Genomic DNA, 13,463 nt, shown 5'->3' on the forward strand with positions numbered 1-13,463 from the left:
ACTTCCCTTACAACCATGTTGGCCGTTTTAATGCAAAGGAAAGGGGACATAAAATGAGTAATGGTAAACAAGACAACAGCAAGGGCACAAAAGGGCTCACACCCAAATGGAAACAAGCATTAATGACCCTGAAGGCTCCTATGCCTGAAATGGGAGTTACGAAAAGAGAACACGTTTGGAAGAAAAATAAGGCAACTTTGTGGTATTACCCTCCGGTTGAAAAAAAATACAGGGTGCCAGTTTTTATTGTTTACTCACTGATAAATCAGCCGGTCATACTGGATCTAGGACCAGGCATGAGTATGATCGAGGCTTTTGGTAAAGAAGGGTACGAGGTGTATCTACTGGATTTCGGCAGCCCTGGATACGAAGACGGAGAAACGAATATCGACAACTATATTCTGGATTATATTCAAAAAGGTGTTCAAAGGGCGCTTAGGCATTCGGGGGCAAAGGAGATAACAATCATCGGTTCCTGTATTGGAGGGACACTTGTTGCCATGTATGCTGCTGTAGCTGATGAACCGATAAAAAATCTTATACTTTCAGCAGCACCTGTAGATTTCAGCCACTCTCCGACATTTGATCAATGGGCAGAAGCAATTCGGGAGGATTCTGTAAATTTTGATGAATTTCTGGATGCCATTCACATAATCCCTGCAGGCTATGTGAAAAAGGGAATGCGTTTAATTACCTCCCCAATATATTACTCTCCTTATCTCTCACTCCTCAACAAGGCCGATGATCCACAATATGTCGCCAGTTGGCGTCGTCTCAATGCCTGGACCAATGGGCACATTCCATTGACTGGGGCAGCTATAAAACAAATGATGCATGATTGGGTCAGGCATAATAAACTCGTCAAGGACACTCTTTATATTAAGGACAAAAGGGCTTCTCTTAAGAATATCAAAAGTAATCTCCTTGTGGTTACTACCGAAAATGAAAATCTAGTGCCATTTGAAATGATCAAGCCAGTGATGAACCTTGTTTCAAGTAAAGATAAAACGTACCGAGTTCTGGAACGTGGACATGCCACAATCAGTATAACCGACACTTTGCCTCTTTATATTGCTGAATGGCTTCCTTCGAGATCTGAGCCGATAAGAAAAGGGAACGAATTTTAATGTGCCACGGATTATCCAAAGTGGCCCTGAGTAATTCACTTTCTGTAAACAAAATACACCTTAAGGATTGCCCATTTTCAGCAGAGTTTCTTGGGTACAGCTTGATCATTTCTTGACTGGTTTTTCGAAAGAAAATCAATAGAAAGGCTGAAATAGGTTTGCCAATAGCTTAAGGTTTAGGGCAGGGAAATCGGAAGATTTTTTAAGTTTCTAGCGTCCGGAACCAGTTCTTATTTTCAAAGATCAAACAAAAAATCACTTGAAAAAGATACCCACAAGAAAAGCCAATAGACTTTGTGATACCGGCTTTTTTTAGAGGTTTTAGCACCTGTAATTCTTTAATTGTGGATGTAAGTTCATTTGGTAGTTGCTTATGTTGTCCATTATTCGCTATCATATAGGAGGCACCTCTTCTGTATGGATAATTTGATTCTCGACAAATCAACTATACCAAACGATGAGGTGCTTTTTCATGCTTATTTTTAAAGGCAAGTACCCTAGGTTAAACAACATTGAACATTACAGCCATTTAAACTCAACATATTTTTCTAGGTGCGAAGGTTGAGTAACTAGCATGCAATTGTCTACTATTTAGCGCGGATGGTTCTTAAGCGCATGATTGATGTGAGAAGTCGCATGATTTTTCCGGAAACCTGCACGATTATCCTGCAAAGCAGCATGATTTATATGTAAAGCAGCATGATTCCTTACAGTGGGCATTAAAAGTCCTTAAGTATTAAGAAATGATTGAAAAATCAGTAAATAACTGGTAGTATATAAAAAATCGCATATAAAAGACGATGAAGAGATGAGTAGCTGAGTAAGAGTTGTTTACAGAGAGCTCCTGCCTTGCTGAAAGGGAGCAATAATCTGCTTAATGAATAAAGACTTGGAGTTTCATGGCCCTGTGCGGGGTAACATGACGGATTCTTCCGATATCAAGATAGGGTATTTTACCCGAAAAGGCTGATGCAGCGATGTATCAGCAAACTGAGGTGGTACCGCGAAGCTATCTATAACTCTCGCCCTCAAGACAGTTGTCTTGGAGGCGGGAGTTTTTTCGTTTTTTTTTTAGAAATGGAGGGTAAGGCAGTGAATCCAATATTATTTGAAGTCCCATCGCAAATAGAAACAAGCCGATTAATTTTGAGAGCTCCCCGGCAGAAGGGTGACGGAATCGTCGTGAATAACGCAATAAGGGCTTCTTTTACTGAATTGAAAGCATGGCTGCCATTTGCTCAAACCATTCCAGAAGTTGAAGAAACAGAAATTAATCTCAGAATAGCTCATGTGAAATTTTTAAAACGAGAAGCTTTCCGCTTTCTGCTTTTTGAAAAGGAAAACAATGATTTCGTAGGAACAGCAAGCCTTCAGGACATAGATTGGGATATCCCAAGCTGTCAAATCGGTTACTGGATGAATACAGCATTCACAGGAAAAGGATATATGACAGAAGCGGTACAGGAATTAACAAACCTGGCCCTGAATACGATTTCTTGCAGAAGAGCTGAAATCAGATGTGAAACTGAAAACAGTAAAAGCCGCGCGATTCCTGAAAAACTTGGCTTTCGTTTGGAAGGGATCCTAAGGAATGAAGATTTGTCCGCAGATGGAAAAAGGCTGACTGACACCTGCATTTATTCTGTCATTAAATAACGAGGAGAATGATGATGAAAGTATGTTTAATCGGAGGGGGAAATCCCTCTGCAGGAGAGCTTGACGATGTAATGGATGCTGTGTCCCGATATACAGATGCCAGTAACAAGGTATTGATTATTCCTTTTGCAACAGAGGAATCAAAACGGGATAAATGGGTTCAATCAGCAAAAATAATGTTTGCAGACATTGGATTGGTGCAGATTTCCTTGCTTGATGATTCGTTAACAAGTATAGAAATGCAACAGAAGATTGAAACTTGTGAAATCCTATATTTTACTGGAGGCAGACCAGAACTGTTAATGAATAGATTGATAGAAAAAAATCTGCTGCAAGCTATTCAAGGATTTTCCGGAATGATGATCGGCGTCAGTGCAGGCGCACTCATTTTCTGTAAAGACTGTTTGATCACAAAAGACGATGACTATCCAGAAACTCATTTTATAAAAGGTTTGGGAATCTTGGATTACAGCGTGGAAGTTCATTATGGTGCAACCATTGATGAAGAGCTTATTCCTTTATCTCAGAATAGAGACATCTATGCCATCCCAAATGGAAGTGCAATCCTTTGTGATGGCAACATAACGGAGTATATTCATGATGTATATCATTTTAAAGACGGAAATAAACAGTTAATGGGCAGCAATTCTGCTATTTAGCAGGGGATTTAAAAGTTGCATGATTAATAGGTAAAGTCGCATGATTTTGTCAGAAACCTGCACGATTATCTGTAAAAGCTGCATGATTCTTAAAGGCTCTTTTTTTAAAGAGTGTTGTTTTTTAATAAGTACTGCGAGGCACTCCAATAGTTAAGCCAGGTTGATTGGAGTGTAAGGTGCGAGACTCCTGCGGGATAAGCGGGACAGGTGAGACCCCGCAGGCGCAGCAGAGGAGGCTCACCGCCCGCCCCGCGGAAAGCGAGCATCCTGGAGCGGAAATCAACCATCTTGTTCCATAGCAGCAAAGCTTACGAAAACAGCCTTCTGAAAAAATCCACACGATTCCTGGTGGAGTGTCAAGATATTAAAGCGTTTTAATAGATAGTTCCATGTTATAGTAAATTATCATTGAAATATTCAGAAAAAGGCAGGCGCAGACATAATGAAGGAATCATTGTCATTAAGAGAGACATTCAACAATAGCAGCTATCTATTTGGAGGCCATGGCAATCGTGATGCTGGCGTACTTAAAGATGCCTTTCAAGATATCGAAGCCACACTGGATAGCGATATTTACGGAAAAGGGAAGGTGATTGAGGATTTCCAGGACAAGATGGCTGCATTATTGGGCAAGGAAGCGGCGGTCTTTTTTCCGAGCGGCACGATGGCCCAGCAGATTGCACTCCGGATCTGGTGTGATGAAAAGGGCATAAAGAAAGTTGCCTATCATCCGTTGAGCCACCTTGAAATTCATGAACAAGATGGCCTGAAAAAGCTGCACAGCATTGAAACAGTTCTTCTTGCAGACAAAACCCGGGTCATTGAGCTTGAAGATATCGTCAGCATGGAAGATGAGGTTTCAAGTGTACTGCTTGAGCTGCCTCAGCGGGAAATTGGCGGCCAGCTGCCAAGCTTTGAAACACTGGAGAAAATCTCTGCTTTTTGTCAGGAAAAAAAGATACGCCTTCATCTGGACGGAGCGCGTTTGCTTGAGGTACTTCCTTATTACGGGAAATCTGCTGCTGAGGTTTGTGCTCTTTTTGACAGTGTGTATATGTCATTTTATAAAGGAATCGGCGGAATTGCAGGGGCGATTCTTGCTGGTAGTGAATCTTTCATTGAAGAATCAAAGGTCTGGAAAAGACGCTATGGCGGTGATTTAATCAGCCTGTATCCTTATATCATTTCATCGGATTATTATTTCAATCAGCGCTTTGAAAAGATGCCATTGTATTATGAGCAGGCGATGGTGCTTGCTGGGCACTTCAATTCCTGTGAACATATATCAACACTTCCTGAAGTGCCTGTTTCCAATATGTTTCACGTGTATTTCCAGCTTCCTGCAGAACAGGCTGAAAAAGTGCTGGCCGAACTTCAGCAGGAAACCGGCATCGGTATCACAAGCTATTTGAACAGCAGCGGGGAAAATTCCTGCTATTTTGAAATGAGTTTGGGAGATTCTTTTGAAGATATTCCAAAAGAAAAAATCACAGAAGCCTTTGGGCTGCTGAAGGAAAAAGTGAAAACTGCCACCCTGTCTCAGTAACACAAAAAACCACGTTCCTGTGAACGTGGTTTTTTGCTTCATAGTTTTACTTGGTAGCTTCAGCAGCATTAATGACAGCCAGTTTATCCATCAGCTTGGTACTGGCGGAATTCAATCCTTTAATATGCACTTTTACGCCATTTTGCCTGTACTTTAACACAACTTTATCAATGGCGCCTACGGCTGAATCATCCCAAAGATGTGTGTTGGATAAGTCGAGATCCATTTCAGAAATTTCTTCTTTAAAATCGAATTGATCCACAAAATCAGTAACAGAAGCAAAGAAAAGCTGGCCGTACACTTTATAGGTTTTCTTATGTGAATCTGCACCCGTTAGAGTTTTTACTTCAACCTTGGACATTTTGGAAGCAAAGAAAATGGCGCTTAAAATAACACCCGTTACTACTCCAATAGATAGGTTGTCCGTTGCAACAACCGTAATCACGGTAACGACCATTACGGCTGTATCTGTAATGGGCATGATCGGCAATTTCCTGAGAGATGACCAGTCAAAGGTTCCGATACAAACCATAATCATGACGGCCACTAAGGCAGCCATCGGGATTTTTACAAGAACATCGTTTAAAGCAACAATTAAAATCATTAAAAAGACAGCTGCGACAAAGGTGGAAAGTCTTCCCCGGCCGCCAGACCTGACGTTTATGCCGGATTGGCCGATCATCGCGCAGCCTGCCATGCCGCCGAATAATCCTGAAGCAATATTGGCTATCCCCTGGCCGCGTGCTTCCCTGTTTTTGTCACTTGATGTGTCTGTCAGGTCATCCACGATCTGGGCAGTCAAAAGGGATTCAATCAGCCCTACCAAAGCTATTCCCAGCGAGTATGGAAAAATGATACGGAGTGTCTCCAGGTTAAACGGTACATCCGGAATAAAGAATGTAGGCAGAGACTGGCTTAAACTGCCCAAATCTCCAATTGTGCGTACATGCGCTCCGGTTGCAACAGCAATAATAGTAATCACAATGATTGCGACCAGCGGTGAAGGCACAGCCTTCGTAATTCGCGGGAACAAATATATAATTGCTAAGCCTCCGGCAACCATTGCATACATCACCCATGTTGCTCCTTGAAAATGGGTCACTTGTGCCATGAATATCAGGATGGCCAGTGAATTAACAAAGCCCGTCATAACAGACCGCGGTATGAACTTCATTAGTCGTGCTATCTTCAAAGATCCGAAAATAATTTGGATAATGCCTGTCAGGATCGTAGCTGCAAGCAAATACTGCAGGCCATGACCTTTCACCAAGCCGCCCATCAATAAGGCAGTGGCACCAGTTGCAGCTGAAATCATCGCAGGCCTGCCGCCCACAAAGGCGATGACAAGAGCAATGCAAAAGGAAGCATATAAACCAACCATCGGATTGACTCCTGCAATAATAGAAAAACCAATCGCTTCCGGAACCAATGCAAATGCTACGACCAGACCAGAAAGAATATCACCCCTGATATTCCCAAACCATTCATATTTAATTTTTTGCAAATCCAACCAAATACACCTCTTCTAATAATTTGTTTGACTTTCAACTCTCATGAAAGCCGGGGCCGTTTTAGACAGTTGCAATTATACCTGATTGCTGCATATTTGTTAACTGTCATGTAAACGCGAACATGTTAGATTTCTTCAAACTAGCTCTTTAATACTTATCTATCAGCCACGTTTTATAGCGAAGGATATTAGCTGAAAAAAGGGATATCTTTAACTATCTTGAATAATAAGATGTAGATGAATTCATAAAGAAAAGGGGTTTCCTTAGTGATAGAGCCTAGATCAAGATTTGAAACAATTGGCGGGATGGAAGTTCATTTTACGGAATGGGGGACCCGGGGAACCCGGCTGTGGTTTGCTGGCATGGTCTGACCAGGAATGGGCGGGACTTTGATATCCTGGCAAGTCATCTGGCTGACAGGTATTATGTGATTTGCCCTGATACCATCGGGCGCGGACAAAGCGAATGGAGCACGGACCCTGAAAGAGATTACCGCTTTGAAACGTACAGCAATCTTGCCATCAGGTTATTGAATCATCTTGGGATTGAAAAGGTCCGCTGGGTGGGAACTTCGATGGGGGGCGCAATCGGCATCCGTGTCAGCGGCACACCTGCCCATCAGCACAGGATTACACACTTGGTATTAAATGATATTGGGGCAGGTGCTTCTGAAAACCGTGTAGAGGATATTGAAGGAATAAGCCGGATCATCAGCTATGTTGGAGCTCCTCCTGCATTCAAAACCTTCACAGAATTAAAAAATTATTATAAAAGTATTTACAGGACATTCGGTCTTTCGAATGAGCAGGAATGGACAGATTTTACCCTGAATTCGCAAAGACGAAGAGATGATGGCAAGGTCAGCCCGGATTATGACCCCAATATCTCGCTTCAATTCCAGCATACCGAAGACCTGGATTTATGGGGGCACTGGGATAAAATCAAAGCGGATATTCTGCTCACCCGCGGTGAGATATCTGATGTTCTGCCGCTTAATATTGCGCAGAAAATGGAGCAGAAACAAAACTGTGAAATGCGCACGATTCCAAAACTTGGCCATGCCCCTGCATTAAATACCGAAGAGCAAATCATCATGATTCAGGAGTTTCTTAGATGATTGAAAGCCTTATATTTATTGGGGGATAACTGCGAGTGATTTTTATTGGATGATAAAATAATACAAAAACATCATGCAAAATATTCCGAAAATATGCCAGCCTTGGCCCACAGCAATATTTTTCTTTCCAAGCAGCCTGCTTAATACAATTTCTAAGCAACTGAAAAATAAACAGCTTATTAAGAGAAAAAGAATAATTAATAATACAGATGTATAGGTCCATTTTCTGACAGCATATGCTGATGAAAAATAGACAACAACCAAAAGGCCAAGGGGATTAGAAATCAGCCCGCTTACGTTATATTGGATTTTTTTAAATAAAAGTTTTTTTATATTCAAATTCGTCCTCCTCATCTTATGCAATTTTCTAAATTATATAATAAATGTATTTTTTTTACAAAGCTGCTCATTAGCTTTAAGGGTGCAATGAATATTTTGGATATATGGGTAATATTCTTAGAAAGGTACAATTTTGTGAAGGGTAATCCATTTAGGAGGAAACCGTATGGAATGGTATGTATGGTTTGCCGTAATTATTGCTGTTGTTATCATTGGATTCAAGTCATTTAAACGGAAATAAATAACTGCGGGTTCAATTATTGAAATCTAGCATCCTTCAAATTCAAGGAGGTTACCCATTTGAAAGCAGCCATTTATCATTCCTATGGATCTCCCGAAGTCTTGCAGATAAGGGATGTTGATAAGCCGGCCATCAAGGATGAAGATAGAGTATTAATTAAAGTGGCTGCCGCTTCAGTGAATCAGTATGACACTTTGTATAGAAAAGGGTATCTTCCTACTAGATTAGAAAATGGTTTTACAAAGCCAAAAACACCCATTCTGGGGATAGATGTTGCAGGGACCGTTGAAGCAGTTGGAAAAGAGGTTCAAAAATTCAAGGTTGGCGACCGTGTTTTCGGAAGCTGTGTTGGCTCCCATGCAGAATATGTCTGCCCGCGGCAAAGTGTTTTAAGCCATATGCCTGATAACGCAAGGTTTGAAGAGGCAGCCGCTATCCCGTGTGCGGCGCAGACTGCACTGCAGGCATTGCGGGATACAGCACATATTAAAGAGGGGGATAAGGTATTAATCTACGGTGCATCAGGAGGTGTCGGCCACTTTGCCGTTCAGCTTGCCAGATACTTCGGAGCGGAGGTTACCGCCGTTTGCAGCGCCACAAATATGGGCTGGGTTAAAGACTTAGGAGCCCATCATGTAATTGATTATACGGAAGAAGACTTTTCTCATAATGGAGAGACGTATAATATCATACTTGATGCTGTCGGAAAGAGGACCTTTTTCAGCTGCTTGCGTTCTCTTGACGAGAAGGGGATTTATATAACGGAACATGCACTCTACCCCAAGTATCATCCCATTCAATTGATGCTCGGTTCCCTGATAGGCACAAAGAAGGCAAAAATTCACCTTGCAAAACCGGCTGACAGTGATTTGGATCTATTGCGGGAGCTTGTAGAAAAAGAAGAAATAAAACCTATAGTTGAAAAATACTTTTCTTTAGATGAAATTGCAGAGGCACATAGACACGTTGAAAGCGGGAGGACTAAGGGCAAGGTTGTTCTAAAGATTAAATGACCATATAAATAAACAAACAAAACTGGTAGGTGGAATAGATAAATAATTTTTAACATTTTTTTAAATAATATTTGCAAAATGCAAGTATTGTTTGTAAAATAAAAACAAGGAAATTAATTCCTAGAGAGCGGGTGATTTTATGACAGTAAATCGTTCTGGTGATTTGTCTCCGCAATATTTGGAAGCATATTTTAAATTGGTCATGGCGTCGCGCCAGTTCCATCTCGATGAGGCAAAGGAATATATAGAGAGTACCTTTTTTAACGGCAATCCCTTATCATTTGGAGAACAAACAAATCGGCGGTTTATTGAAGCATATCTGAAAATAAAAGAAGGAAAGTCTTGAAGTATATTTGCAATTTGCAATTGTATAAAGTATAAATGAAAGTGCGGTGAAATGAATGGAAACTGAAAACCTGCGAGGTCTTTTTCAGCTTTTGACAAGGCGTTTTGGACTATTAAATAAAAATTGCTGCAGTGCTGGAGGGATGGATGTTACTCTTGTGCAAAGCCATATTCTTTATGAAGTACAGCGTCAGCACCAGCCGTCGATTCAGCAAATTGCAGACACATTGGGAACAGACATCACAACGTTCAGCAGACAAATCCAATCACTCATAAAAATGAAACTAGTGCAAAAAACGCCGGATCTTTCTGACCGAAGAATCTCCATCCTTTCTTTAACGGAAAAAGGAATGGAAATCAATGAATCCATTGAACAGCAGATGAATGATTATTTGAATGAAATTTTTTCTACAATGAATGAATTTGAAAAAGAAACTGTGATTCGTTCTTTAACTCTGCTGAATGATCGCATGAGAAATTCTTCAGTATGCTGCACCGCTCCTTTTTAGTCAAAAATGAGATCTAAACCCTATTACTTGCAAATTGCAAATAATAGCTTTGAAAGGGGTGATATGAACGTAAGTAATCTAGTTTAAGAAGGGGAGGAGATATCATGTTTAATGAATTTGAAGCTGAAATCATGGTGAAAGCGAAAATGGAAGAGCATGAGAAGTATATTAACAGGTTGTCTCGCAGCAAAAGGAAAAATCACATCCTGTCTTTCTGGATCAAAAAGGTGCTGTACAGGGAAAATCGTAACACACTTATCGATTGCTGCTGTGAATGAATAGCTTTCATATGCAAAAACAAATAGATGAATAGAGGAGAGATACAATGAATATGCATGTCGGAATCAATGTAACCAATCTCGCGAAATCCATCGAGTTTTACCAAAAGGTGTTTAACGAAAAGCCTGTTAAATTAAAAGAGGATTATGCGAAATTTTTATTGAATGATCCAGGGTTGAATTTCACGCTCAACCTAAAAGATAGTGTCTCGGGAAATCAGGTAGGCCACTTTGGCTTTCAGGTTGAGGATGCTAACGAAGTACTGCACCATAAAACACGTTTAGAAAAAGAAGGATTTTTTACCCGCGAAGAAATGGATGTTACCTGCTGCTATGCCACACAGGATAAATTCTGGGTAACAGATCCTGACGGAAATGAGTGGGAATTTTTCTTTACAAAAGGTGATGCAGATAATGTGGATACAGCAGATAAGTCTTGCTGCACTGAAAAAGCGGAACTGAAATAAATACTATATTCCGTCAAGTTAAGCTGACATTGCCCCTTATTTAATCTGCATCTTCCCCAAAAGGAGGATGCTTTTTTCATTTGCTATAAAAAACATGGACTTATATAAGGGTTTACTTATATACTGTTTCTTATATTAAGAGAATTCTTATCTGCTATTAACAGAGGAGGTTTATATGCAGCCAAAGCAGGAAATGGATATTGAAACATCAGCCCGGCTTTTAAAGCTGCTGGGTGATAAAACACGTTTGTCCATGGTGAAGATTATGTCTGAGTATGAGTGCTGCGTTTGTGAATTTACAGATCTATTTGATATGAGCCAGCCTGCAATCAGCCAGCATCTAAAAAAGTTAAAGGACGCGGGGGCTGTTAGTGAAGCTCGCAGGGGGCAATGGATCTTTTATTCGTTAAATCAGGATTCCTCTTATTATGGATTTATTTCAAACATCATTAGGGATTTGCCAAAACAAAGCGATAAATTAGAGAAGATAGAAAAGCAGGGGAAAAGAATTGCCTGCTGCAAATAAGGAGATGCAAGGTTGGTCACAGTTATATTAGCTTGTTTCATTTTTATATTTACCATAACGCTTGTCATCTGGCAGCCAAAGAATTTATCCATTGGCTGGTCAGCCTGCGGAGGTGCGTTTCTTGCTTTATTAGCAGGAGTTGTCGACTTTCATGATGTTATTAGCGTTACACACATTGTATGGAATGCAACACTTGCCTTTATCGGAATTATTATTATTTCCCTTGTTTTAGATGAAATTGGTTTCTTTGAATGGGCGGCTTTGCATATGGCAAGAGCTGCTAAAGGAAATGGATTAAAAATGTTTATATATGTCAGTCTGCTGGGAGCAGTAGTATCCGGGCTTTTTGCCAATGACGGAGCAGCTCTTATTCTGACACCAATTGTTCTGGCAATGGTCAGAAACCTGGAGCTTGACGATAAAATGATTTTCCCATTTATCATGGCGAGCGGGTTTATTGCCGATACGACTTCATTGCCGCTTGTCGTGAGCAACCTGGTGAATATTGTTTCTGCTGATTTCTTTGGAATCGGATTTATACAATATGCTTCAAGGATGATTATCCCAAATCTGTTTTCCTTGGCAGCCAGCATCTTGGTCCTGTTTTTATATTTTCGGAAAAGTATTCCAAAAAAATATAATCCTGATACCATCAAAAGGCCGGCTGAGGCCATAAAAGATCAGCTGATGTTCCGGCTGTCCTGGATCGTGTTAGCTGTTCTATTAATTGGATATTTCATTAGTGAGTTATGGAATGTGCCCGTTTCATTTATAACGGGGGTTATCGCCATTTTCTTTTTGTTTATGGCAAAACGGAGCTCTGCAGTTAGAGTCAAACACGTTATTAAGAGTGCCCCGTGGGCCATTGTGTTCTTTTCCATTGGCATGTATGTCGTTGTATACGGATTAAGAAATGCGGGGCTGACAAATGTTCTAGGAGATGTGATAGACTCAGCAGCCCAGCACGGCTTGTTCATTGGAACGGTTTCAATGGGATTCATTGCCGCGATTCTATCTTCTGTCATGAACAATATGCCGACTGTCATGATTGATGCTCTTGCCATTTCACACACACATGCTTCTGGAGTAATAAAAGAAGGACTTATTTATGCTAATGTTATCGGTTCTGATTTGGGGCCGAAGATTACACCAATCGGTTCTCTTGCTACATTATTATGGCTTCATGTACTATCGCAAAAAGGAGTCAGGATATCCTGGGGGTCGTATTTTAAAACGGGAATTATTTTAACCATACCTACTTTATTCATTACACTGGCCGGTTTATATATTTGGCTGATTATTATCCACTAACCACTATAAAAGGAGCAAACAACATGGCTGAAAAAACGATTTATTTCTTATGTACAGGAAATTCCTGCCGCAGCCAAATGGCAGAAGGCTTTGGGAAAAAATATCTTGCTGAAGGATGGAGAGTCCTAAGCGCAGGCATTGAAGCGCACGGATTGAACCCGAAAGCTGTTAAAGCAATGAATGAAGCGGGCATCGATATTTCCGGCCAAACCTCGGATATTATTGATAATGAAATTTTGAATTCTGCAGATATGATTGTTACCCTCTGCGGTGATGCTGCAGACAAATGTCCGATGACACCGCCGCATATTAGGCGGGAACACTGGGGCTTTGATGATCCTGCTAAAGCACAAGGAACAGATGAAGAAAAATGGGCCGTTTTCCAGCGTGTACGTGATGAAATCGGAGAACGCATCAACAGATTTGCGGAAAGCGGGGAATAACGGAAAAGAGGATTATCCAGGTCCTTGCTATATCTAAAACAACGAGTGAATGTTCACTGAAATTCACCTCCTTTGTTTTTTAATGAATAAGTCTGCATGGTACACTCCTAACAGAAGTTAATTAGCAAAAACTTGCAACCTCTTATTTCATTAACATTGGAGTGTCTATACTTAGAATATGTACAATAAGAAAAAAACCAGCCTTTTAAAAGCTGGTTTTTTTATGCTAGGAATAGAAAACGATTAATTAATTCCTACTGCAGTGAAAGCATTTGTAACTGCTGTTTTTTCTGCACTGCTAGATCCATAAAGGTCAGCTGCCGATTGAATGGCTGCTGCTTTTGCTTGTGAGAAAGTAGCAGAAGAAGTCAGATA

16 protein-coding genes and 1 other annotated feature are annotated in these 13,463 nt (G+C 40.7%); of the genes, 13 read left to right on the forward strand and 3 right to left on the reverse strand.

The window, feature by feature from the left end; translation table 11 throughout:
- Positions 1-53 precede the first annotated feature (53 nt).
- From BM126_RS19740 to BM126_RS19760, 4 genes are all read left to right on the forward strand, one after another.
- Complete coding sequence (locus tag BM126_RS19740) at positions 54-1,127, forward strand: alpha/beta fold hydrolase (RefSeq protein ID WP_256213201.1); 1,074 nt, start codon at positions 54-56, stop codon at positions 1,125-1,127.
- A gap of 791 nt (positions 1,128-1,918) precedes the next feature.
- Positions 1,919-2,160, forward strand: a binding site (T-box leader).
- A 59-nt stretch (positions 2,161-2,219) separates the two neighbouring features.
- A complete protein-coding gene (locus BM126_RS19750) occupies positions 2,220-2,783 on the forward strand; it encodes a GNAT family N-acetyltransferase (protein ID WP_090991147.1) in 564 nt (187 codons plus the stop codon).
- Positions 2,784-2,797: 14 nt separating this feature from the next.
- Entirely contained in the window at positions 2,798-3,442 is a 645-nt protein-coding gene (locus tag BM126_RS19755; protein ID WP_177201519.1) for a Type 1 glutamine amidotransferase-like domain-containing protein, read from the forward strand.
- A 442-nt stretch (positions 3,443-3,884) separates the two neighbouring features.
- Positions 3,885-4,988, forward strand: coding sequence for a threonine aldolase family protein (locus tag BM126_RS19760; protein ID WP_090991127.1), 1,104 nt, complete (start codon positions 3,885-3,887; stop codon positions 4,986-4,988).
- 46 nt (positions 4,989-5,034) lie between these two features.
- Here BM126_RS19760 and BM126_RS19765 read toward each other — a convergent pair whose 3' ends face one another.
- The gene (locus BM126_RS19765; protein WP_090991128.1) at positions 5,035-6,498 is read right to left on the reverse strand and encodes a SulP family inorganic anion transporter; all 1,464 of its coding nucleotides are present in this window, start codon (positions 6,496-6,498) and stop codon (positions 5,035-5,037) included.
- A gap of 326 nt (positions 6,499-6,824) precedes the next feature.
- Between BM126_RS19765 and BM126_RS19770 the strand changes: the two genes are divergently transcribed.
- Positions 6,825-7,616: an alpha/beta fold hydrolase gene (locus BM126_RS19770; RefSeq protein ID WP_090991129.1), complete on the forward strand. Its 792-nt coding sequence runs from the start codon at positions 6,825-6,827 to the stop codon at positions 7,614-7,616.
- Positions 7,617-7,658: 42 nt separating this feature from the next.
- Here the strand turns inward: BM126_RS19770 and BM126_RS19775 are convergent, their stop codons facing one another.
- A complete protein-coding gene (locus BM126_RS19775) occupies positions 7,659-7,955 on the reverse strand; it encodes a hypothetical protein (RefSeq protein ID WP_090991130.1) in 297 nt (98 codons plus the stop codon).
- 300 nt (positions 7,956-8,255) lie between these two features.
- Between BM126_RS19775 and BM126_RS19780 the strand changes: the two genes are divergently transcribed.
- The 8 genes from BM126_RS19780 (at position 8,256) to arsC (ending at position 13,088) form a co-directional block, all read left to right on the forward strand.
- On the forward strand, positions 8,256-9,209 hold the full coding sequence (locus BM126_RS19780) for an NAD(P)-dependent alcohol dehydrogenase (protein WP_090991131.1): 954 nt from the start codon (positions 8,256-8,258) through the stop codon (positions 9,207-9,209).
- A gap of 139 nt (positions 9,210-9,348) precedes the next feature.
- Positions 9,349-9,555 (forward strand): hypothetical protein, encoded by a 207-nt coding sequence (locus BM126_RS19785; protein WP_090991132.1) that lies wholly within the window; start codon positions 9,349-9,351, stop codon positions 9,553-9,555.
- Positions 9,556-9,610: 55 nt separating this feature from the next.
- On the forward strand, positions 9,611-10,063 hold the full coding sequence (locus BM126_RS19790; protein ID WP_090991133.1) for a MarR family winged helix-turn-helix transcriptional regulator: 453 nt from the start codon (positions 9,611-9,613) through the stop codon (positions 10,061-10,063).
- A 104-nt stretch (positions 10,064-10,167) separates the two neighbouring features.
- Positions 10,168-10,341, forward strand: a complete 174-nt coding sequence (locus BM126_RS22595) for a hypothetical protein (protein WP_177201520.1) — start codon at positions 10,168-10,170, stop codon at positions 10,339-10,341.
- Between the two features lie 47 nt (positions 10,342-10,388).
- Positions 10,389-10,808, forward strand: a complete 420-nt coding sequence (locus BM126_RS19795) for an ArsI/CadI family heavy metal resistance metalloenzyme (RefSeq protein ID WP_090991134.1) — start codon at positions 10,389-10,391, stop codon at positions 10,806-10,808.
- 175 nt (positions 10,809-10,983) lie between these two features.
- Positions 10,984-11,334: an ArsR/SmtB family transcription factor gene (locus BM126_RS19800; protein ID WP_090991135.1), complete on the forward strand. Its 351-nt coding sequence runs from the start codon at positions 10,984-10,986 to the stop codon at positions 11,332-11,334.
- Between the two features lie 12 nt (positions 11,335-11,346).
- Positions 11,347-12,645 carry an arsenic transporter gene (locus BM126_RS19805; RefSeq protein ID WP_090991136.1) on the forward strand — a complete coding sequence of 433 codons (1,299 nt, stop codon included), beginning with the start codon at positions 11,347-11,349 and terminating at the stop codon, positions 12,643-12,645.
- A gap of 23 nt (positions 12,646-12,668) precedes the next feature.
- The gene (arsC, locus tag BM126_RS19810) at positions 12,669-13,088 is read left to right on the forward strand and encodes an arsenate reductase (thioredoxin) (protein WP_090991137.1); all 420 of its coding nucleotides are present in this window, start codon (positions 12,669-12,671) and stop codon (positions 13,086-13,088) included.
- A 243-nt stretch (positions 13,089-13,331) separates the two neighbouring features.
- Here the strand turns inward: arsC and BM126_RS19815 are convergent.
- On the reverse strand, positions 13,332-13,463 hold a 132-nt coding region (locus BM126_RS19815; protein ID WP_177201473.1), incomplete at its 5' end, for a M4 family metallopeptidase.

This window comes from Bacillus sp. OV322, from assembly GCF_900112495.1.
GTDB lineage: Bacteria > Bacillota > Bacilli > Bacillales > DSM-1321 > Peribacillus.

Excerpts from the sequence above, each read along its gene's own strand:
- BM126_RS19760 (WP_090991127.1), top strand. The coding sequence starts at position 3,885 with ATGAAGGAATCATTGTCATTAAGAGAGACATTCAACAATAGCAGCTAT.
- BM126_RS19755 (WP_177201519.1), top strand. The coding sequence starts at position 2,798 with ATGAAAGTATGTTTAATCGGAGGGGGAAATCCCTCTGCAGGAGAGCTT.
- BM126_RS19785 (WP_090991132.1), top strand. The coding sequence starts at position 9,349 with ATGACAGTAAATCGTTCTGGTGATTTGTCTCCGCAATATTTGGAAGCA.
- BM126_RS19795 (WP_090991134.1), top strand. The coding sequence starts at position 10,389 with ATGAATATGCATGTCGGAATCAATGTAACCAATCTCGCGAAATCCATC.
- arsC (WP_090991137.1), top strand. The coding sequence starts at position 12,669 with ATGGCTGAAAAAACGATTTATTTCTTATGTACAGGAAATTCCTGCCGC.
- BM126_RS19800 (WP_090991135.1), top strand. The coding sequence starts at position 10,984 with ATGCAGCCAAAGCAGGAAATGGATATTGAAACATCAGCCCGGCTTTTA.
- BM126_RS19790 (WP_090991133.1), top strand. The coding sequence starts at position 9,611 with ATGGAAACTGAAAACCTGCGAGGTCTTTTTCAGCTTTTGACAAGGCGT.
- BM126_RS19770 (WP_090991129.1), top strand. The coding sequence starts at position 6,825 with ATGGGGGACCCGGGGAACCCGGCTGTGGTTTGCTGGCATGGTCTGACC.
- BM126_RS19740 (WP_256213201.1), top strand. The coding sequence starts at position 54 with ATGAGTAATGGTAAACAAGACAACAGCAAGGGCACAAAAGGGCTCACA.
- BM126_RS22595 (WP_177201520.1), top strand. The coding sequence starts at position 10,168 with ATGTTTAATGAATTTGAAGCTGAAATCATGGTGAAAGCGAAAATGGAA.